Genomic DNA, 19,738 nt, shown 5'->3' on the forward strand with positions numbered 1-19,738 from the left:
ACTCTCTGGGATCGAAGCCAGCAACTCGCTCAGGACAGCTCTGGCCTGAAGTAGCGGCCAGCTTCGAATCGGCCAATGATCACATGAGACGTGACACTTTGGGTACTGAAATTCAATTTCAGCAATTAATCCAAACCGACAGTTTGGTCACTTGTTTGATCTCGCCCAAATCCTCCATGAATATGGAACGCTTTTAAACTCACTTTCAACCAGTACCCTGCCTGCATCATCTAAAGGCTACCATGATTAATCCTTCAATGAAAACTGAATACTAGTGATACAGAATGAGATAGCGAGGGTATTTAAAATAATATGAGCAACACTCAGCATTTCCCAGATATCTCTTGCTTCCGCAACCGATCTGCGGTAAATATTGCGCCCTTCAGCATCAATTCCCAGAACCGTCCGCCCTATACCATCATTTGCGCACCACTGGGGCGTCTTCAGATAACTAATCGAAACTGATTTTCCATTATATTCATCCCCTATTTGTGAGCAATTTAACTTGCTACCCGACATTCCCAATACTGCAAATGCCCCACTTACGCTACATGTCAATGGCTGATCATTCACGAAAGTTCTGTACCCGACTCCTGGCCCACCAGTTCGAACAAAAACTCCAGAGATTACAAGTGTTTCGGGGGCGAGATTAAAATATCGCTCCCTCACATGCAAATAGTATACATACTGAAGCGCACTCAAAATGAGTGCCGCAAGTACAAAAAATGACATCTTTTCCCTCATGATTCAGTCGCCACATTGATTATTATCAAATTGAGCAAGAGCTTGTAATGTAGGACTTACGCAAAGCCATGCTAGCGGAAGGACTGCGAAGTTCTTGACGAAGGTATCTCGAAAGCATGTCATGCTTGATCCGATAGATCGTCCTGTAAGACTTTCCGGCCACTGAGGTCAGTCGTATCCAAACCAATACAGCGCAGGCAATGTGATTTCTCTGAATTCTGGCTTTGCGGCACTGACATTTCTCTATACCTGTTCATCTGCGCGGCCTCATTGAGCATATGGCTCAGCTTCCCGCTGGTGCCGTGCCGCTTCGCAAGGTAGTGCGAACGCGCAAGGTTGACTTCACTACTGCCGCTCGAAGGTCACCACATGGTCCACCTGCGGCCGGATGCCTATCCACTCGCCGACTTGGTGGTCGTGGTGGGAGGGCACATGGGCCAGCACTTGCTCGCCGCTGGCCAAGCGCAGGGTGTAGAGGAACTCAGAGCCCCGGAAGGCTTTGCGTTCGATCTGGGCCTTCACGGTCGAGGCGTCGTCGTGAATGATGTCGTCGGCGCGCAGCAGCACGTCGCACTGGCCGCCGGGGTAGGCGCTGGGCAGGGGGCATTCATCAGCGTCGGTCAGCGGGCCCAGCGGGGTTTCCACATGCGGGGGCGTGCCGGTGATCAAAGCCGGGGTGAAGACACCGTGGCCGATGAACTGGGCCACAAAGCGGCTGGCGGGGCGGTGGTAGAGCGCGTAAGCGTCGCCCCATTGCTCTAGGCGGCCTTGGTGCATCACGCCGATGGCGTCGCCAATGGCGAAGGCTTCCAATTGGTCGTGGGTGACGAACAAGGCGGTGGCGCCAATCTGCTTCAAGATGGCGCGCACATCGTGGGCCAGGCGCTCGCGCAGGTCGACGTCCAGGCTAGAGAAAGGCTCGTCCAAGAGCAGCAGTTTGGGCTGGCGGGCCAGGGCGCGGGCCAAGGCAATGCGCTGCTGCTGGCCGCCTGAAAGCTGGTGCGGCGCGCGCTTGGCGTTGTGGGCCAGGCCTACCAAGTCCAGCATCTCGGCCACTCGGGCCGCCCGCTCGGCGCGGGGCAGGTGCTTGATGCCGAAGGCAATGTTCTCGGCCACGGTCATGTGGGGGAACAGCGCATAGTCTTGAAACACCATGCCAATGCCCCGGTCCTCGGGCGCCACATGGTGGCCTGCCGCCCCGTCACTCAGCACATTGCGCTCCATGCGCACCTGCCCGGCGCTGATGGGCTCCAGCCCGGCCACCGCGCGCAACAGCGAGGTTTTGCCACACCCAGAGGGGCCGATCAACACCCCTATTTGCCCCACACCCAGGCCCAAGGAAACGCCGTCGACTGCCAATTTGGCACTCTTGCCCAGCCCGTAGCGGATGCTGACTCGATCCAATTGCAAAAACATCGGCCTATGATAGCGACCCAATGGAAATGAGGATTATTCGTATCTGCGGCAAGAGGGGCCGCGCGTGATGATGAGGCTGCTGCTCTTGCTCATCACCGGCTTGCTGGCCCTGCCCGTGCTGGGCGTGCTGGGCGCCTGGGGCCTGATGGACGCCCAAGCCTTCAGCCTCTTGGCCCACCAGTGGGACACCGTGCTGCCCGCCTACACCCTTCAAACGCTGCAATTGGTGGTGGGCGTGGGCCTGGGCGTGGCACTTTTGGGTGGCGCCAGTGCGGCGGCCGTCACGCTGTTTGAGTTTCCCGGTCGGCGCTTTTTTGAATGGGCGCTGCTGCTGCCCCTGGCCCTGCCCGCCTATGTGCTGGCCTATGCCTACACCGACGCCCTGCAGTTCTCTGGCCCCATTCAATCGGGCCTGCGCAGCGCCTTGGGCGCCAAGGGTGCGCTGTGGCCCGATGTGCGCAGCCTGGGTGGCGCCACCCTGCTGTTCATCATCAGCCTCTACCCCTATGTCTACCTGCTCACCCGCACGGCGCTGGCCGACCACGCCGGCCCGGTGATGGAAGCCGCGCGGCTGCTGGGTGCGCCGCTGCGCCGCCGCGTGCTGGAAGTGGCCCTGCCCATGGCCCGCCCGGCCCTGGCCGCCGGCGTGGCCCTGGCGCTGATGGAGACCCTGGCCGACTACGGCGTAGGCTCTTACTTTGGCCTGTCCACCTTCACCACCGGCATCTACCGCGCCTGGCTGGTGATGGACGACCGCATTGCCGCGGCGCAGTTGGCCAGCCTGCTGCTCATCGTGGTGGGCGTGCTCTTGGTGCTGGAGCAGCGCGCGCAATCCCGCATCCGCTTTGCCAGCACCCGCGCCGGTGTGCCCGGCGGTCTGACAGCCCAGCCCACTCCCTTGAGCCTGCTGGGCAAACTGGGCGCTTGGGGCGTGTGCGGCCTGCCGGTGTTCTTGGGTTTTGTGGCGCCTGTGCTGTGGCTGCTGCGCCTGCTGTGGCTAGAGGCCCAATCCAGCGAGACGCCCGTCTTTGTGCCCGACTACCTGGCCCGCTTTGGCGAGTGGGCCTGGGCCAGCTTCCGCCTGGCCGGGGGCGCTGCCGTGCTGGCCGTGGTGTTTGCCTTGGCCCTGGCCTTCACCCTGCGCCGCCATGCCGCCCAGCGCGCCCCCCTGTTGCGCGGTGCGGCCCGCTTGGTGTCTTTGGGCTATGCCATCCCGGGCGCGGTGGTGGCCGTGGGGATTTTGATGATCACCGGCCTGCTGCAGCAATGGGCGCCGCAATGGGGCGTGCCGGTGCTGGTCACCGGCACGGTGTTTGGCCTGATGTACGCCTATCTGGTGCGCTTCTCGGCCGTGGCTTTGCAGTCGGTGCAGGCGGGCTATGCCAAGCTGCCGCCGTCCATGGACGAATCTGCCTTGCTGCTGGGCGCCAATGCCCAGCGCACCTTCATGGAGGTGCACCTGCCGCTGCTGGCCCGCTCGGGCCTGGCCGCCGCGCTGCTGGTGTTTGTGGACGCGATGAAGGAGTTGCCCGCCACCCTGGTGCTGCGCCCCTTTGGCAGCGACACCCTGGCCGTGGTGGCCTATCAATTCGCCCGCGACGAGCGCCTGGCCGAAGCCGCCCTGCCCTCCTTGGCCATCGTGGCGGTGGGGCTGATTCCGGTGCTGATGCTCTCTAGAGCCCTGCGCAAGGCTTGATGGAGCCAGCACTGTGGTGCCCCCGGCAGGAATCGAACCTGCATCTGAGACTTAGGAGGTCCCCGTTCTATCCATTGAACTACGGCGGCATCCTTGGGCGAAGCCAAGCGGCGCATTTTGGCATGAGCAAAGGGCAGTTTCAGCGCGAGCATGGCCACACAGGGCTTGCTCGGCCCGCGCCCAACGTACCATTGAGGACTTTGCCGCTCGCTGTCAGAGAGCCAGCAAGCCTGAACGCCAGCATGCAGGAGCTTTTGTGCCATGACCACCGTCCGTAAATTCATTCCCCAAGGCCAAGGCTTGGCCGCTGTGTTGTTGCGCCGCGCGCCGGCACTGGCCTTGAGCTGGGCCCAGCGCCAGCACCTGCCTGCCCAGGTCACTGATGCCAACGGCCGCACCTTGACGCTGGCCTTGCCCGAGGGCAGCACGCTGACGGTGGGTGATGCGCTGCTGGCCGAAGACGGCTCGCTGGCGGTGGTGCAGGCCGCATCCGAGCTGCTGTGGCGCGTCAGCCCATGCCCGGAGCATGGCAGCCCGGCCGACCTGCTGCGCACGGCTTATCGCCTGGGCCAGCAGGGTGTGGCGGTGGCCATGGAAGCCGACCACTTGCTCGTACAGCCCGATGCCCCCCTGGGCCACACCTTGGGCCATTGGGACATGGTTATCGCTGAGGTGACGCAAGGTTTTGCACCCGATGTGACCCCGGCCGCTTGCGGGCATGAGCATGGCCATGATCACGGACATGTGCATGGTCCGGGCTGTGGGCATGAGCACCATGGCCACTCACACCAGGCCCACGATCATCACGACCACGGCCATGTGCACGGCCCCGGCTGCGGGCATGACCACAGCCACGACGACCACGCGCACGCCCCTGCGGCGGCAGCGGTGCCGGTGCAGTTTGTGCGCCAGCGGCCTGCAGCCGCCGCCGCAGCGCCTGCGCCGCATGTGCATGGGCCGGGTTGCGGCCACGACCATGGGCATGAGCACGGCCACGGCCACAAGCACGAATGAGCGACGCCCCCACCCCCGAGCAGCCGCGCAACCCCTTGCATGGGCTGACGCTGGAGGCCATCGTCACCGCCCTGGCCGGGCATTACGGCTGGGCGGAGCTGGGCCAGCGCATTCCGATCCGCTGCTTTCAAAGCGAACCCAGCGTGGCCTCTAGCTTGAAGTTCTTGCGCAAAACACCTTGGGCGCGCGAGAAGGTCGAGGGGCTCTACCTCTTCATGCTGCGCGACCTGAAGCGCCAACAGCCCAAGGGCTGAAGCGCAGCGCAACGCCCCTCGCGGCTCAGCGCCGCTCTTGCACCTGCAAGTCTTTGGGCAGGCTGATCAGGTATTCAGCCTTGAAGCGCTGCACCTCACCCGGCTTGAGCGTGGTTTGCCACTGCGCCATGCCGGGCTGGGACTGCCAAAGCTGCGTGTCCACCGCAGGTTCAAACTTGGTTTGCACAGTGATCTGCTCGTCGGTGCTGACGGGGAAGGCCTCGATCACCCGCAGAGCGATGGGCGTCTTGCGGCGGCTCTCAACCTCGTAATGGCGTGCCTCACGGCGCACTTGGCGGCTGCTGATGAAGCCCGTAGTGGAGGTTCGCTCATCAGGCGGCAAAGAGCGCACGCTGACCAGCTCATCGCGGCCAAAGGGCAAGCTCAGGCGCTCGGCATTGCCCATGCGCCACACGCTTTGGCCCACGGCTTGGGTGCCGCGCATCAAGCTCATCGGCCCGTCGGGCCACACACCGGCCGGGCGTGCCACCTCAGCCAGCAACCACGCGCTGGCTTCTTGGACGGGCACGGCTTGCACCAAGACCGTGGCGGGCCAGCGGGCCGTCTCTAGGCTGAAGGAAACCCGCTGCTTGCCGCTGGCCACGTCCACCTTGCCGGGCACTGCAAACTCGGTCGCGAACTCGCTTTGGCTGACTTGCACGGCAAAGCTCATGTCGGCTTCAGCGTCGGCCACACGGCCGAAGTTGCTGAGCGGCGCTGCTTTGGGAGCCACCGGCGCGGGTGCCGGAGAAGGCATGCCATAGGCGCTGGCTCGTTCCGCCACCACGGGCGGCCGAGGTGAAATCTGCCAAGGCCGAGGCAGCGGCCCTTGCGTTGCAGCTTGGGGCGAGCCGGTGGACAAGCGCATGCTCACCCCCACCCAGTCTTCGCCACTGCGCTGGCTGACATGGGCCATGCGCTCCACATCCACTTGCGCTGCCGCCAGGTCCAGGGTGGCGCGGTAGGCCGGCGCCCACGTGGCACCGGGCACCTGGTAGCTCAAGCGCAACTCGCCCTCTTGCCCGGCCGCCACTTGCACCGTCAACTGGCGGACATCACCCGGAGGCTGCTGGCGCGCACGCTGGGCCTTGAGGGGCTTGAGTTCCAGCTCCAGCTTTTCTCGCTCGCGCTGCAAGCGCTGCTGTTGCTGCCCGGCCTCTAGGCCGCTGCGCTGCACCTGGGCCAGGGTGGGGCCGAGCGGCCCGCTCAAAGCAGGCTTGGCGCCCTCGGCCTGGCCCAGGCTCTTCAGCACATTGAGCACCAACTCATGCGAGGCTTGCTCGTTCTGTAGGGCCTGAATGCGCTCTTCCAAGGCGGTGATGCGGGCCTCCAGCGGGCCGTTTTGGCAGGCCGTGGCTTCGTCGCGAGGCAGGCTCAGGGCGCTGACCGCCCCCACCCGGATGCCCGGCGTGGCCTCCACTCGCAGCGCCGCCATGTCGAACTGCGTGCTCAGGCAGCCCAGCACCACTTCTTTGGCACCTGCGGGCACCCGCGCGACCCGCTCGACCACCGCCACGCCAGGGTAGACCGTGACGCTGTGAATCCGCGAGGCCACTTCGGCCGCCTGCGCCAGGGGCGCGAGCGCCAGCACACTCCACACACTGAAGGCCCAAGGCCTGACCAAACCCTTTGACATACGCATGCTCCCCACTGAGTTGATCTATGCCGACGATTGTGACGCTGCTGGGTGTCTGTTCCGTAAAGTGACACGCTAGGCGTCACAGCCCGTGTCTCCCCCAGGGCGCAAACTCAAGCTTAACGACTAGGATCAGACGGAGGCTGGCACTGTGCCTGCCCTTTTTCATCCTCAGGAGAGCACCGTGGCCGACACCATCAAATACCTGCTCAGCGAAGAGCAAATGCCCAAGGATTGGTACAACCTAGCAGCCGACCTACCCGTGCCGCTGCCCGCCGTGCTGCACCCCGGCACCCTGCAGCCGGTGGGGCCGGATGACTTGGCACCGCTGTTCCCGATGTCGCTGATTGCGCAAGAGGTGTCGACCGAGCGCTACATCGAGATCCCTGAGCCGGTGCAAGAGGTGTTTCGGCAGTGGCGGCCCTCGCCACTGTTCCGCGCCCGCCGCCTAGAGAAAGCGCTGGGCACACCAGCCCGCATCTATTACAAATATGAGGGGGTGAGCCCCGCCGGCTCGCACAAGCCCAACACCGCCATTCCGCAGGCGTTTTACAACCGCGAGGCGGGCATCCGGAAGCTGACCACCGAAACCGGTGCGGGCCAGTGGGGCACATCCCTCGCCTTTGCGGGCTCGCTGTTCGGCATTGAGGTGCAGGTGTTTCAGGTGCGGGTGTCTTACAACCAAAAGCCTTACCGCCGCGCCGTGATGGAAACCTATGGCGCGCAGTGCGTGGCCTCGCCGTCCGAGCTGACTCAGTCTGGCAGAGCCATCTTGGCGCAGAACCCCAACCACCCCGGCAGCCTGGGCATTGCCATCTCTGAAGCGGTGGAGCTGGCCGCGCAACGCGACGACACCAAGTACGCCTTGGGCTCGGTGCTCAACCATGTGCTGCTGCACCAGACCATCATCGGCCAAGAGGCGATTGCGCAGTTGGCTATGGCCGGGGACGACCCGGATGTGATCGTGGGCTGCACGGGTGGCGGCTCCAACTTTGCGGGCATTGCCTTCCCCTTCTTGGGCCTGCAGTTGCGCGGTGGGCGCAAGCGCCGCGTGGTGGCGGTGGAGCCTGCGGCCTGCCCGTCGCTGACGCGCGGCAAATATGCCTACGACTTTGGCGACACGGCCCACCTGACGCCGCTGACCAAGATGCACACGCTGGGCTCCACCTTCACGCCGCCGGGCTTCCATGCCGGGGGCTTGCGCTACCACGGCATGGCGCCCATGGTGTCGCACCTGAAGGAGCTGGGCTTGATCGAGGCCACGGCCTATCACCAGACGGCATGTTTTGAGGCCGGTGTGACCTTTGCGCGGGCAGAGGGCATCGTGCCCGCGCCCGAGGCCAACCATGCGGTGAAGGGCGCGATTGAAGAAGCGCTGCGCTGCAAGCGCGAGGGCAAGAGCGAGGTGATCTTGTTCAACCTCTGCGGCCACGGCCACTTCGACATGCAGGCCTACACCGACTACTTTGCGGGCAAGCTGCAAGACCTGAACTACGACGAGGCCGAGCTGGCCATGGCGCTGTCAGGCCTGCCTTCGGTGCCGGCCTGATTCAGAAGCTGACGGGCGCCATCAGAATGTCATATTTGGCCAAGCGGGCGGCCAGCTCTTCGGCCGCCGTTTGGTTGGGCAGGGGCATCAGCGCCAGCACTTCGCCCTCGGGCAGGCGCAGGATCTCCGCGCGCATGCCGTTGAGGTGGCGACCCAGGATCTTGGCCAGCTCGCGCTGGGTGGCCTCAATCTCCGCCCGGCGCCAAGTGGGCACGGTCACCAGGGCATGAATAGAGCCGGCAACCGGGTCGGGCTTGGCGTCTTTGGGCGCAGCGGCTGCGGTTTTGGGCTCTGCAGCGGCGGGGCTGGTGTCGGCGGCAGCGGCTTTGGCGGGTGTGGCCTCAGCCGCATGGCCAGCGTCTGCGGCTTTGGCGGTGGCCTCACCTTGCCCAGCCTCGGCCTTGTGTTCAGCGTCGTGGCCTACTGCTGCCGACGCGGCGTCGGCATGCGCACCCGGCGCGGCGCCAGAGGCCGCATGGCCGGCCTCTGCAGCGGCAGCGGGCTTGGCATGGCTGTCGCCCTGAGCCGCGTGGTCGTCGCCATGGGCCGCTGCAGAAGCGGCTGATGCGGCACCCGCCTTGGCTTTGGCCGGCGGGTGGGCCGCCGGTGCGGTCAAGGCCTTGTAGGCAGCGATGCCGCCAAAGGTCAGTGCCACCGCCAAGCTCACACCACCAGCCAGGATGCCGATGCGCTTCAAGCTGAACTGCCGCCGACCCATGGCCTGCTTCAAGCTGCCCGGCGCCACCAACACGCGGCGCACCTCGCCCTTGGGCGTCTTGAAGGCAGCGGTCAGCAGATACAGCGGCTGCGGGCTCGCGGCACCCGCGCGGGTCAGCAGCACACGGGTGGGCCAACTGCTATCGCCCGTGCGCTGCAGGGCGCCGTGGCGCTGCGCGAACTTCACAATGCGCGTGTGCGCCAAGCCGTCGATCAGTTGTTCATCAAAAAATGCCGGCTTGGGGCCGGTCGGGCCACGACTGAACCAGCGCTTCCAGCCGGTCGGCTCTTCTGCCCGCACCATCAAGGGCGCTTCAAAGGGGAGCTGTACAAAGCCCAAGCCGCCCACGTCGGCCGCAGTGATGCGGGCGGCCAAGGGGTGGCGGTTGTGCCAATCCACCACGGCTTGAACAAGGGCTTGGGGGCTGGTGCCGGCCGCAGCACCGGGTGCATGCACGGCAAAGAAGCCTTCGTCTTGAATGACTGCGCTGGCGTGTGCGGCCGGTGCGGCGTCAGCAGGTGCCGCAGTGTGCGCTGCCGCGCTGGGAGGGTCGATTCGCTCGGTCAGCTCCGGCGCATCGGCGTGGGCTTCACTCATGGGGCGCGCCTTTGAGCGGCGCGCCGCTCATCAATGGATGGGAGAGAGTTGACGCATGGCCTTGACCGCGCCCTGACCCACGGCTGCGCCAAAGCGCTTGGCCAGTCGTTCAGCGACGTTGTCTTGGGGCGTGTAGTCAATCACATCCTCCGCTTTCACGACCTCGCGTGCGACGAAGTCGAGGTTGCCGAAATGGTCAGCCAAGCCCAGCTTGACCGCCTCTTCGCCATTCCAAAACAGGCCGGAGAAGGTGTCGGGCTGCTCTTTGAGCCGCTCGCCTCGGCCTTCTTTGACCACGGCAATGAACTGGCGATGGATTTGATCCAACATGGCTTTGGCATAAGCGTCTTGCTTGGCGTTGGGCGGCGAGAACGGGTCCAACATGCCCTTGTTCTCACCGGCCGTCAGCAGCCTGCGCTCGACCCCCAGCTTGTTCATCAAGCCAGAGAAAACAAAGCCGTCCATCAGCACCCCAATGGAGCCGACGATGCTGGCCTTATCCACGTAGATCTCATCGGCACTTGCGGCGATGTAATAAGCCCCAGAAGCGCAGATTTCCTCGACAACTGCGAAAACTTTCTTGTTATGCAGGGCTTTAAGGCGGCGAATCTCGTCATAGACGATGCCCGCTTGCACCGGGCTGCCGCCGGGCGAGTTGATGCGCAAGACCACGGCTTGGGCGCCTTCGTCTTGAAAGGCCTGTCGCAAAGCCCCCACCAACAAATCGGCACTGGCCTCGCTGTCGGCCGCGATCTCGCCGCGTACTTCCACCAGGGCAGTGTGCGGGGTGCTGGGCGCGGTGCCATGCACCCAGCCTGGGCTGTTTAGGACCCAGAAACTGGCGAGCACCAGCCCCAGCAGTGCAAAGCGCCAGCCATAGCGCCAGCGCCGCTCGCGGCGACGCTCGGCCAGAAGCTCAACCCCCAACTCGCGCACCATGCCCTCCAGGCCCGCCAAGCGCTGGGCCTCGGGCGTGGGGCTGGCGGGGCTGGGGGCCGGAGCCGCCCCGGCGGCAGCTGCCACCAGGGGCGCTGTCGGGCTGGCCTGCTCTACCGGGCCGGGCGCAGGCTCGGCCTGCGGTGACGCGGAAGGATCATGAGATTGCATGTGTCACCACCAATGCGCAAGGATCAGGCCTTGGGCGCTCAAAAAACGACGGGTTGCACGTCGGGGTTGGGAATCCAGAACACCTGGCCGTTTTGCTCATACACGTCGACCACCTGCAGGCCATCGCCCCGGCAGGGCCCGCCTGCGCAGCGGCCATTGGAGGGCTCATACACCGCGCCGTGGATGGAGCAGATGATCCAGCGCTTGTCCTCGTCCAAGAACTTGCCGGGCTGCCAGTCCATTTCAGTGGGCACATGGGCGCAGCGGTTGAGGTAGCACACCACTTTGCCGTCAAAGCGCAGGGCAAAGGCGCGGGCGGGCTCGCGCCACAGCATCACGTCAAAGACCACGGCGTCACCGCGTTCCAGCAGCTCATCGCTGGCGCACAAGGCCTGGGGCTCGGAGACTTTGGGCTCAAGCATGGCTCAGCAGCCATTGGCTGAGTTCAGCCGTGGAGTGCGCCACAAACAGCGGGTTCAGGGGCGCAAACTCTGCCGGGTCGTGCGCACCATAGCTCACACCGACCGAGGCGACGCCCGCATTGACCGCCATTTGCAGGTCATGGGTGGTGTCGCCGATCATCAGCACCCGGTGGGCCGGCAGGCCGTGGGCTTCCATCAGTTCATGCAGCATGCGCGGGTGCGGCTTGGAGAAGGTCTCATCTGCGGTGCGGCTGTCGTCAAACAAACCGTGCAGCTCGGTGTGGGCCAAGGCTTCGTCCAGGCCACGACGGCTTTTGCCGGTGGCCACGGTCAGGATGTGGCCGCGCGCCTTGAGCGCATGCAGCATCTCCAGCGTGCCCTTGAAAAGGGTGATCTCATGCTGGCGCGCCATGTAGTGATGGCGGTAGCGCTGGCCCAGCTCGGGGTAGCGCTCGGGTGCCAAACCCGGTGCCGCATGGCGCAGTGCGTCTTGCAGGCCCAGGCCAATGACGTAAGCGGCCTGCTCGTCGCTGGGCACAGCCACGCCCAGGTCGGCACAGGCCCCCTGAATAGCCAGCACGATCAGCGCGGTGGAGTCGAACAGCGTGCCATCCCAATCAAAGGCGATCAGGTCATAGCGTAATGCAGGGGGTGTCGTGCGGTCGGGCATGCAGAGAGCAGCAAAGGGTTTCAATGGGGGTCAGACAGCCGGCCCAGCAGTGTCGCGCATTCGGGCGGCAGCGGGGCCTCCAGCTCAATGCGCTCCCCGCTGGCGGGGTGGTCAAAGGCCAGGCGGCGGGCATGCAGGAACATGCGCTCAAAGCGCAAGCCCGCGAGGCCATCGCCACGCGCCAGGGCCTTGTTCAGCAAGAAGTCGCCGTATTTGTCGTCACCCACGATGACATGGCCGCTGTGGGCCAGGTGCACGCGGATCTGGTGAGTGCGGCCGGTTTTGATGGTCACGTCCAGCAAGGTGTAGCCCTCAAAAGCCCGCGCCACACGCACCAGCGAAACAGAGCGCTGGCCGTTTTCATCGTCTGGCGTGGTGGCACGCACGCGGCGCTCACCTTCGGGCGTCAAGAATTTGTGCAGCGGCACATCGATGACCTTGAGCTTGGCCGGCCAGGTGCCCACCACCAAGGCGGCATAGGTCTTGCCCGTTTCGCGCTGGCGGAACTGGTCTTGCAGGTTCGTCAACGCGCTGCGCTTTTTGGCCACCAGCAGCAGGCCCGAGGTTTCGCGGTCCAGCCGGTGCACCAGTTCCAAGAACTTGGCGTCAGGGCGGGCGCTGCGCAATTGCTCGATCACCCCAAAGCTGACTCCGCTGCCGCCGTGCACGGCCACGCCCGAAGGCTTATCGATCACCAGCAGGTGGTCGTCTTCATAAAGAATGGGGAACTGGCGCGCCGGGGCCGGGGGCGCCGCTGCCTCGCCCCCCGGTGCGGTGGCCGAGACGCGGACCGGCGGCACGCGCACCACATCGTCCAGCGCCAGCCGGGTGTCGGCCTGGGCGCGGCCCTTGTTCACCCGCACCTCACCGGCGCGGATGATGCGATAGACATGGGTTTTGGGCACGCCTTTGAGCTCGCGCAGCAAAAAATTGTCCAGCCGCTGCCCGGCGCTGCCTTCATCAATGGTGACCATGCGCACTTGTACCGCTGCAGGCGTTGCCTGAGCAGCGACAGGTTTGGGCCTAGGGATTGCCCTTGATTTGGCGCCCTTGTTATCGACGGCAGGACGCCGGGATTTCGCATTTATAATGGGCTGCGCCACGATTGAGCTGTAAGTGCTTGATTATTCTGAGTTTACCCGGGCTCTCACAGGGATATCGTGCGCCGGTACGCTGGAAAGCGTATTGAAAAAGGTGATGCAACACCTTTTGGAGAGGCGGAATGACGGGTCCCGATGTGACCGTCGGCTGCAAATTCAAGGGTGGCAGAAGAACAATGGATGTGCCGTCCCCGGCGCTTGGGCTTTGTGCCATGCCGGGAGACCCAAAGGTTTTTGACGAGCACGATGCGCCCCAGCACTTCGCAAAGTGTCAGGGCGCGCCGGGCTCGCGCGTAAAGAAGTTTCGTTTTCATCGCTCCTGCATGAACTCCCTCCACCACCCCCACCCGCCCATGGCAGGCCCCGGCATTGCGCCGACGTGGCCCGAGCCCGAGCGCTGCGGTGGGCCAAGCCGGGCGCTCTACAAGCCCGGCTTGGAGCGAGAGAGCCAGCGAGAGCCTTGGGGCAAACCTTCCGCGCATGCGCCAACGCTGCTTTGCTGAGCGGCCTGTTTTTCAGGCTTCCCCGCAGTTTTTAAGCAGTCCAGGGCGATTCCTTCCACCGGCCAACACTTGTTTTTCGTGCATCGGTTGGGGCTTCGCCCGGCAACCTCAAGTTGCTGTGCGGGGCCTTCACGTGAGTTGTGCTGGCCTGTGAACATTCAGGCCAGCACGCGTGGAAGGAGTGCACATGAAGCGCATGCTGATCAATGCGACGCAACCTGAAGAGCGTCGCCTAGCCATCGTCGATGGCCAGAAGCTGCTGGATTTCGAGACCGAAATCGAAGGCCGCGAACAACGTAAAGGCAATATCTACAAGGCAGTGGTGACCCGCGTCGAGCCCTCGCTCGAAGCCTGCTTTGTCGATTACGGTGAAGACCGCCACGGCTTTTTGCCGTTCAAGGAAATCTCCAAGTCCTATTTCAAAGAGGGCGTCAACGTCCGCGACGCCAAGATTTCCGACGTCATCAGCAACGGCCAAGAGCTGTTGGTGCAGGTCGAAAAAGAAGAGCGTGGCAACAAGGGCGCAGCCCTGACCACTTTTGTCAGCCTGGCCGGTCGTTATTTGGTGCTGATGCCCAATAACCCGCGCGGCGGTGGCGTCAGCCGACGTATCGAAGGCGAGCAGCGCGAAGAGCTGAAAGAAAACCTCGACCAGCTCGAATATCCCAAGGGCATGAGCCTGATTGCCCGCACCGCCGGTATTGGCCGCACGGCCGCCGAGTTGCAATGGGACCTGAACTACCTGCTCAAGCTCTGGGACGCCATTGACGGCGCGTCCAAGGCGGGCAAGGGTGCCTACCTGATCTACCAAGAATCGTCGCTGGTCATCCGCGCCATCCGCGATTACTTCACCGCCGACATCGGCGAGATCTTGATCGACACCGACGACATCTTCGATCAAGCGCATCAGTTCATGAACCACGTGATGCCGGAATCGGCCTCGCGTGTGAAGCGCTACCGCGACGACGCGCCGCTGTTCAGCCGCTTCCAGATCGAACACCAGATTGAAACGGCCTTCAGCCGCACGGTGAACCTGCCTTCTGGCGGCGCCATCGTGATCGACCACACCGAGGCCTTGGTGGCCGTGGACGTCAACTCGGCCCGCGCCACCCGTGGCAGCGATATCGAAGAGACCGCCACCCGCACCAACCTCGAAGCCGCCGATGAAATCGCCCGCCAGTGCCGCCTGCGCGACCTGGGTGGCCTGATCGTCGTCGACTTCATCGACATGGAAGAGAGCAAGAACCGCCGCGAGGTCGAGCAGCGCCTGAAAGACGCGCTGCGCTTTGACCGCGCCCGCGTGCAGTTCAGCTCCATCTCCAAGTTCGGCCTGTTGGAGCTGAGCCGCCAGCGCCTGCGTCCGGCGCTCTCGGAAGGCAGCCACATCACCTGCCCGCGCTGCAATGGCACCGGCCACATCCGCGACACCGAGTCTTCGGCGCTGCAGATCCTGCGCATCATCCAAGAAGAGGCGCTGAAGGAAAACACCGCCGCCGTGCACGTGCAAGTGCCGGTGGAAGTGACCTCCTTCTTGCTGAACGAAAAGCGCACCGAGATCACCAAGATCGAACTCAAGCAGCGCACCACCGTGCTGCTGGTGCCCAACAAGCACCTGGAGACCCCGAACTACAAGCTAGAGCGCCTGCGCCACGACGACCCGCGTCTGGAAAACCTGCAAGCCAGCTACACCATGATCGAGGAGCCGGACGACGAAGTCGCCATCTCCCGCCGCGAAAAGGCCAAGCCCAAGCAAGAGCCGGTCATCAAGGGTGTGTTGCCCGACCAGCCCGCGCCCATCGTGCCGCCGCCCGCCCCCGTGGCCGCACCGGCCCCTGTGGCCGTGGCTGCGCCTGCTGCACCCGCAGCAGCACCGGCCAACGGTGGCGGCTTCTTCGGCTGGCTCAAGAGCCTGTTCGGTGGCGCCAGCCCCGCAGCAGCGCCCGCCCCGGTGGCCGCTCCCAAGGCGCCTGAAGCAGCCCCGGCCGCCGGTGGCCGCGACGGCCAGCGTGACAGCAAGTCTCGTAACGGCCGCCGTGACCGCAACGACCGTGGCGGTGAACGCAGCGAGCGTGGCGAGCGCAATGAGCGCGGCGACCGCAACAGCAAGCCCAGCCAAGGCCGTGTCGAGAACAAGCCCGAAGGCAGCCGCGACGAGCAACGCAGCAGTGGCAACAGCCGCCGCGACGGTGGCCGCCGCGACCAGCGTGGCGACCGCCGCCCCGAGCAGCAGCGTGGCACGGAAGAGGCTGATGCAGCCCGCCTAAATGCCCCGGTCGCTGAGCGCAGCGAAGGCCAAAACCAACGCCGCAACCGCCAAACCGAAGCCGCCGCCGACGCCACACCGGCAGACGCCAACGCTTTGGCTTTGGTGCCCATGGCTGACGGCAGCACGCCTGAGGCTGGCAGTGATGCCGAGCGCAGCCGCCGCCGCCGCCGCCGTGGCCGTGGTGGCCGCGAAGAAGGTCGCGACGACAACGCCGCACGCGCTGAGGGCGACGACTTCAGCGACACCCAGCCGCAAGCTGAGTTGAGCACTGCGGAAGCCGAAAGCCTGGACGCAGGCAGCCGCCCGGACGCCGCCCCTGCCGCCGAAGGCAGTGAAGACGGTGGCCGCCGCCGTGGCCGCGACCGTGGTGACCGCCCCCGCCGCGAGCGCCGCGACGAAGCCGCCCCTGCGCAAGACGCCCCGGTGGCGGCTGATGCCTCGGCCGACGACGCCACGGCTGTGCGCCCCTGGTGGGAAAGCGCTGACGGCGCTGCTGCACCGGCCCCGGCCGCCGCAGTGGCTGCGCCAGCACCCGCCCCGGTGGCCAGCCCCGCGCCCGCCCCTGTCGCAGCAGCACCGGCCCCCGCCCCGGCAGCCCGCCGCGAGCCCGTCCGTGTCGAGCCCTATGTGCTGGCCATGGACGAGTTGCAGCGCATTGCCGAAGGCGCCGGCCTGAGCTGGGTCAACTCGGATGCCGACAAGATCCGCGAAGCCCAAGCCGCCATCGCCGCTGAGCCCAAGCCCGTGCATGTGCCGCGCGAACGCCCACCCCTAGTGGTGGTCGATGAAGGCCCGCTGGTGCTGGTCGAGACCCGCAAGGACCTCAGCCAACTGGTGTTGCCGTTTGACCAGCAAGTGCAACAGCAGCAACAACAACAGCAGCAGTAAGCCGTGCGGTGGGGCCGATCACCGGCCCCGCCCTCTGCCCAACAAAAAGGCCACTCTCAGAGCGGCCTTTTTTCATGGCTTGGTCGCACGCAGCAGGGCCGCGAGCATTCCGTTCCCAAATCAGTCATGCCTAGGCGCTAAGCCCAAGACAGTGCAATAGCACGGCGAGGCGAAGCAACAAAGACACGGATGATTTAGAGACGGAATCAACCTTCCATGCGCTCCAGCGCTTGCTGGTAGGGCACATGGCGCATCAGGTCATCCCAGGGCAGGGGTGCGGTCTGTGGCAACAAGGCGCGACGGCGCAATTCGCTGTGCGGGTTGGTGGCCCATTGGCCGCGCGCAGCGCCCTTGGCCAAGCCTTCCAGCAACTCATCCACCGCACGACCACCGTTGACCTGGCTTTGGTTGCACAGCAGCACCATGTCGCAGCCTGCGTTGAGTGCGGCCACGCCCGCCTCCACATAGCTGACGGGCTTGCCGTCCAGCACACGGGCGCCTTCCATGCTCAAGTCGTCGCTGAACACCGCGCCGGTAAAGCCCAGGTCCACGCGCAAGATGTCTTGCAACCAGGTGCCCGAGAAGCCTGCCGGACGGCTGTCGACCTTGGGGTAGATCACGTGGGCCGGCATCACGCTCTTGAGTGAGCTGGACAGCCATTGATAGGGCTTGGCGTCGTCGCCCAGCACCGCTTTCTTGGAGCGCTTGTCCACCGGAATCTCGGTGTGGCTGTCCGCCTTCACAAAGCCATGGCCGGGGAAGTGCTTGCCGCAATTGGCCATGCCGGCCTGCAGCAAGCCCATCATCAGGCTCTTGGCCAGCATGGTGACCACGCGGGCATCGGCATGGAAGGCGCGGTCGCCGATCACGCCGCTGCTGCCCCAATCGAGGTCCAGCACGGGCGTGAAGCTCAAGTCCACGCCGCAGGCTCGCAGCTCACTGGCCAACACAAAGCCCGCAGCGGTGGCCGCATCCGTGGCGGTCAGCGCATCTTTCATCCACATCTCGCCGTAATGGCGCATGGGTGGAATGTGCGTGAAGCCGTCGGTGCGGAAGCGCTGCACGCGGCCGCCCTCGTGGTCCACACACACCAGCAAGTCCTCGCGAATGGCCTTCATCTCGGCCACCAAATTGGTCAGCTGATGCCTGTCTTGCCAATGGCGAGCAAACAAAATGACACCCCCGGTAAAAGGGTGCGCAAGGCGGCGGCGGTCGTCGGCATGGAGTGACGGGCCGGCAATGTCAAGAATGACAGGGGCGTGGCGTGAAGTCATGACAGCATGCTACCAAGGGATGACAGCCGCTTTGTTTACAGTCGCTGGATTCTCTGCATTGCTCCCTCGCCACGCCATGAATCTGAACGCCCAGCCCGAACGCCTCATCACCGCCGAGCAATTGTGCTGGTGGCCCGCTGGCCCGGCGCACAGCTTCACCCTGCGGCCCGGCTTGAACCTGGTGCGTGGCGGCGAGCAGCGCGGCAAGAGCAGCCTGCTGCAGATGCTGGCTGAACAGCGCACGCCGCTGAGTGGCCGCTTGATCAAGCCACTACTCAGTTGCTGGGGCGAGCACGCCTTGGACCCGGCCCTCGACAACATCACCGCCCAAGATTGGCTGGCCGAACAACAGGCGCGATACCCCACCTGGCAGCCCGCTCTCGCCGCCGCCTTGGGCGAGGCCTTCAGCCTGCCAGAACACCTGCCCAAGCCCTTTTACATGCTCTCCGCAGGCAGCCGCCGCAAAGTTGGGCTGCTGGCTGCCGCTGCCTGCGGAGCTGACCTCGTCCTGCTGGACACCCCCTACGCCGCGCTGGACATGCGTTCTTGCCGTCTGCTGGACGAGCTGCTGAGTGACGCGGCGGACAGCAGCGCGCAAATCTGGGTCATCGCTGACTACGCGCTGCCCGCTGGGCTGGCGGGTGTAGAGATGGCCGCAGTGGTGGATTTGGGCGACTGACCCCCTCACACCCACCCCATCGCGCCCGCCAAGGCCCCCGCGCCCAGCAACCACAGCAAGTGAACTTGCGTGCGCCACACCAGCAGCAGGCTGACGGCGGCCAAGGCCGCCAGTTTGGGCTCAGCCCAGATGCCGGCACTTTGACCCACCAGCCACGCGGTGGAGAGCATGACACCCACCACGATGGGGGCCATGCCTTTTTGGAAGGCTTGGACCACCAAGCGCTCGCGGTGGCGCTGGACCCAGCGGCTGGCGCCATAGGTGAGAGCCGTGCTGGGCGCCATCACCCCGAGCAGGGCGACCAACAAGCCCAAGGCGGCGAGGCTGCCTTGCAAAACCGGCCCTGCTGCTGCGGGCACCGACGCCCAGCCCACCTGCCAGCCCAAAACGGCGATGAACAGCACATTGGGGCCGGGTGCGGCCTGGGCCAGCGTGATGGCAGCGCCAAACTGCACCTCGCTGATCCAGCCATGCTCGGTCACCAAATAACGATGCAATTCAGGGGCCAACGTCATCGCGCCGCCCACGGCCAGCACCGACAGCGAAAGCTGGAATCCCAGCCATTGCAGCCAGTCTGCCGGGCTCATGCGGCCCCCTTCAGGCGCCAGCCTGTCCACACACAAGCCAGCCCGCCCAGGCCAAACACGCAGGCCACGAGCGGCACCCGCCACCAGGCAATGGCCAGCAAGGCCGCACCCGCTACAGCGGCGCACCACAGCGGGCCCATAGGGTGCTTCAGCAGCGGCTTGGCCAGCTTGAGGCAAGCGCCCGCGATGAGGCCCACCACCACCGCCATCATGCCGCGCAGCGCACCAGCCACTGCGGGCCACTGTGCCGCTTCTTGATAGGCCACCAGCACCAACAAGAGCAAACACAGCGGGAACAGGAGCAGGCCCGCAAGCGCGGCCGCAGCCCCTCGCCATCCGCAGCAGCGCCCGCCAAACACCACGGCCAGATTGCAAACATTGGGACCGGGCAGCACTTGGGCCAAGGCCCAATCCTCCAGAAAGCCCTCGTGGGTGTACCAAGCCCTTCGTTCCACCAGTTCACGCTGGGCCACCGTCAACACGCCGCCGAAGCCTTGCAAAGCCATCCAAGAAAAAGCCCAGAACAAGGGGCCAGGGTCGCGCGGGAGCGTCGGTGGTGGGCGTGTCATGCGGGGCTGCAATGGGGCGACAAAAGGCCATGTTAAAGGGTCACGCCAG

Annotated in this window: 19 protein-coding genes and 1 tRNA gene; 8 read left to right on the forward strand and 12 right to left on the reverse strand. The window is 64.9% G+C overall.

Annotated elements, in window-relative coordinates:
- On the forward strand, nucleotides 1–197 hold a 197-nt coding region (locus ACIQ3Q_RS12410; protein ID WP_396269393.1), incomplete at its 5' end, for a hypothetical protein.
- 49 nt (nucleotides 198–246) lie between these two features.
- Here ACIQ3Q_RS12410 and ACIQ3Q_RS12415 read toward each other — a convergent pair.
- Together ACIQ3Q_RS12415 and ACIQ3Q_RS12420 are read right to left on the reverse strand one after the other, a co-directional pair.
- A complete protein-coding gene (locus ACIQ3Q_RS12415) occupies nucleotides 247–732 on the reverse strand; it encodes a hypothetical protein (protein ID WP_396269394.1) in 486 nt (161 codons plus the stop codon).
- Between the two features lie 357 nt (nucleotides 733–1,089).
- Nucleotides 1,090–2,160 carry an ABC transporter ATP-binding protein gene (locus tag ACIQ3Q_RS12420; protein ID WP_396269395.1) on the reverse strand — a complete coding sequence of 357 codons (1,071 nt, stop codon included), beginning with the start codon at nucleotides 2,158–2,160 and terminating at the stop codon, nucleotides 1,090–1,092.
- Nucleotides 2,161–2,230: 70 nt separating this feature from the next.
- On the opposite strand from ACIQ3Q_RS12420, the gene ACIQ3Q_RS12425 reads away from it, so the two are divergent.
- Nucleotides 2,231–3,856: an ABC transporter permease gene (locus ACIQ3Q_RS12425; protein ID WP_396269446.1), complete on the forward strand. Its 1,626-nt coding sequence runs from the start codon at nucleotides 2,231–2,233 to the stop codon at nucleotides 3,854–3,856.
- 14 nt (nucleotides 3,857–3,870) lie between these two features.
- On the opposite strand, the gene ACIQ3Q_RS12430 is transcribed toward ACIQ3Q_RS12425, so the two are convergent.
- Nucleotides 3,871–3,945, reverse strand: a tRNA-Arg gene (locus ACIQ3Q_RS12430).
- Between the two features lie 172 nt (nucleotides 3,946–4,117).
- Between ACIQ3Q_RS12430 and ACIQ3Q_RS12435 the strand changes: the two genes are divergently transcribed.
- Entirely contained in the window at nucleotides 4,118–4,870 is a 753-nt protein-coding gene (locus tag ACIQ3Q_RS12435) for an urease accessory protein UreE (protein WP_396269396.1), read from the forward strand.
- Nucleotides 4,867–5,124 (forward strand): VF530 family DNA-binding protein, encoded by a 258-nt coding sequence (locus ACIQ3Q_RS12440; protein ID WP_396269397.1) that lies wholly within the window; start codon nucleotides 4,867–4,869, stop codon nucleotides 5,122–5,124. The genes ACIQ3Q_RS12435 and ACIQ3Q_RS12440 overlap by 4 nt, the downstream gene beginning before the upstream one ends.
- 25 nt (nucleotides 5,125–5,149) lie before the next feature.
- Here ACIQ3Q_RS12440 and ACIQ3Q_RS12445 read toward each other — a convergent pair whose 3' ends face one another.
- Nucleotides 5,150–6,766, reverse strand: coding sequence for a DUF4139 domain-containing protein (locus ACIQ3Q_RS12445; protein ID WP_396269398.1), 1,617 nt, complete (start codon nucleotides 6,764–6,766; stop codon nucleotides 5,150–5,152).
- Between the two features lie 178 nt (nucleotides 6,767–6,944).
- On the opposite strand from ACIQ3Q_RS12445, the gene ACIQ3Q_RS12450 reads away from it, so the two are divergent.
- Nucleotides 6,945–8,309 (forward strand): TrpB-like pyridoxal phosphate-dependent enzyme, encoded by a 1,365-nt coding sequence (locus tag ACIQ3Q_RS12450; protein WP_396269399.1) that lies wholly within the window; start codon nucleotides 6,945–6,947, stop codon nucleotides 8,307–8,309.
- Nucleotide 8,310: 1 nt separating this feature from the next.
- On the opposite strand, the gene ACIQ3Q_RS12455 is transcribed toward ACIQ3Q_RS12450, so the two are convergent.
- The 5 genes from ACIQ3Q_RS12455 to ACIQ3Q_RS12475 are packed head-to-tail and all read right to left on the reverse strand — an operon-like array spanning nucleotide 8,311 to nucleotide 12,797.
- Nucleotides 8,311–9,624, reverse strand: a complete 1,314-nt coding sequence (locus ACIQ3Q_RS12455; protein WP_396269400.1) for a hypothetical protein — start codon at nucleotides 9,622–9,624, stop codon at nucleotides 8,311–8,313.
- Between the two features lie 30 nt (nucleotides 9,625–9,654).
- Nucleotides 9,655–10,731, reverse strand: a complete 1,077-nt coding sequence (locus ACIQ3Q_RS12460) for a S49 family peptidase (RefSeq protein WP_396269401.1) — start codon at nucleotides 10,729–10,731, stop codon at nucleotides 9,655–9,657.
- A gap of 38 nt (nucleotides 10,732–10,769) precedes the next feature.
- Nucleotides 10,770–11,153: a Rieske (2Fe-2S) protein gene (locus ACIQ3Q_RS12465; protein WP_396269402.1), complete on the reverse strand. Its 384-nt coding sequence runs from the start codon at nucleotides 11,151–11,153 to the stop codon at nucleotides 10,770–10,772.
- A complete protein-coding gene (locus ACIQ3Q_RS12470) occupies nucleotides 11,146–11,823 on the reverse strand; it encodes an HAD family hydrolase (protein ID WP_396269403.1) in 678 nt (225 codons plus the stop codon). The genes ACIQ3Q_RS12465 and ACIQ3Q_RS12470 overlap by 8 nt, the downstream gene beginning before the upstream one ends.
- Nucleotides 11,824–11,843: 20 nt before the next feature.
- Nucleotides 11,844–12,797 (reverse strand): RluA family pseudouridine synthase, encoded by a 954-nt coding sequence (locus ACIQ3Q_RS12475; protein WP_396269404.1) that lies wholly within the window; start codon nucleotides 12,795–12,797, stop codon nucleotides 11,844–11,846.
- A 449-nt stretch (nucleotides 12,798–13,246) separates the two neighbouring features.
- Between ACIQ3Q_RS12475 and ACIQ3Q_RS12480 the strand changes: the two genes are divergently transcribed.
- Both ACIQ3Q_RS12480 and ACIQ3Q_RS12485 read left to right on the forward strand, forming a co-directional pair.
- Nucleotides 13,247–13,426, forward strand: a complete 180-nt coding sequence (locus ACIQ3Q_RS12480; RefSeq protein WP_396269405.1) for a hypothetical protein — start codon at nucleotides 13,247–13,249, stop codon at nucleotides 13,424–13,426.
- A 187-nt stretch (nucleotides 13,427–13,613) separates the two neighbouring features.
- Nucleotides 13,614–16,580: a ribonuclease E/G gene (locus ACIQ3Q_RS12485; RefSeq protein WP_396269406.1), complete on the forward strand. Its 2,967-nt coding sequence runs from the start codon at nucleotides 13,614–13,616 to the stop codon at nucleotides 16,578–16,580.
- A gap of 206 nt (nucleotides 16,581–16,786) precedes the next feature.
- On the opposite strand, the gene nagZ is transcribed toward ACIQ3Q_RS12485, so the two are convergent.
- Entirely contained in the window at nucleotides 16,787–17,854 is a 1,068-nt protein-coding gene (nagZ, locus tag ACIQ3Q_RS12490; RefSeq protein WP_396269407.1) for a beta-N-acetylhexosaminidase, read from the reverse strand.
- Between the two features lie 76 nt (nucleotides 17,855–17,930).
- Here nagZ and ACIQ3Q_RS12495 point away from each other — a divergent pair, with 76 nt between their 5' ends.
- Nucleotides 17,931–18,533 carry an ATP-binding cassette domain-containing protein gene (locus ACIQ3Q_RS12495; protein WP_396269408.1) on the forward strand — a complete coding sequence of 201 codons (603 nt, stop codon included), beginning with the start codon at nucleotides 17,931–17,933 and terminating at the stop codon, nucleotides 18,531–18,533.
- A gap of 5 nt (nucleotides 18,534–18,538) precedes the next feature.
- On the opposite strand, the gene ACIQ3Q_RS12500 is transcribed toward ACIQ3Q_RS12495, so the two are convergent.
- Both ACIQ3Q_RS12500 and ACIQ3Q_RS12505 read right to left on the reverse strand, forming a co-directional pair.
- On the reverse strand, nucleotides 18,539–19,120 hold the full coding sequence (locus ACIQ3Q_RS12500) for a chromate transporter (RefSeq protein WP_396269409.1): 582 nt from the start codon (nucleotides 19,118–19,120) through the stop codon (nucleotides 18,539–18,541).
- Nucleotides 19,117–19,689: a chromate transporter gene (locus tag ACIQ3Q_RS12505; protein ID WP_396269410.1), complete on the reverse strand. Its 573-nt coding sequence runs from the start codon at nucleotides 19,687–19,689 to the stop codon at nucleotides 19,117–19,119. Before ACIQ3Q_RS12505 ends, ACIQ3Q_RS12500 begins: the two co-directional genes overlap by 4 nt.
- Nucleotides 19,690–19,738: the final 49 nt, after the last annotated feature.

Source organism: Ideonella sp., assembly GCF_044358605.1.
Lineage (GTDB): Bacteria > Pseudomonadota > Gammaproteobacteria > Burkholderiales > Burkholderiaceae_C > Ideonella.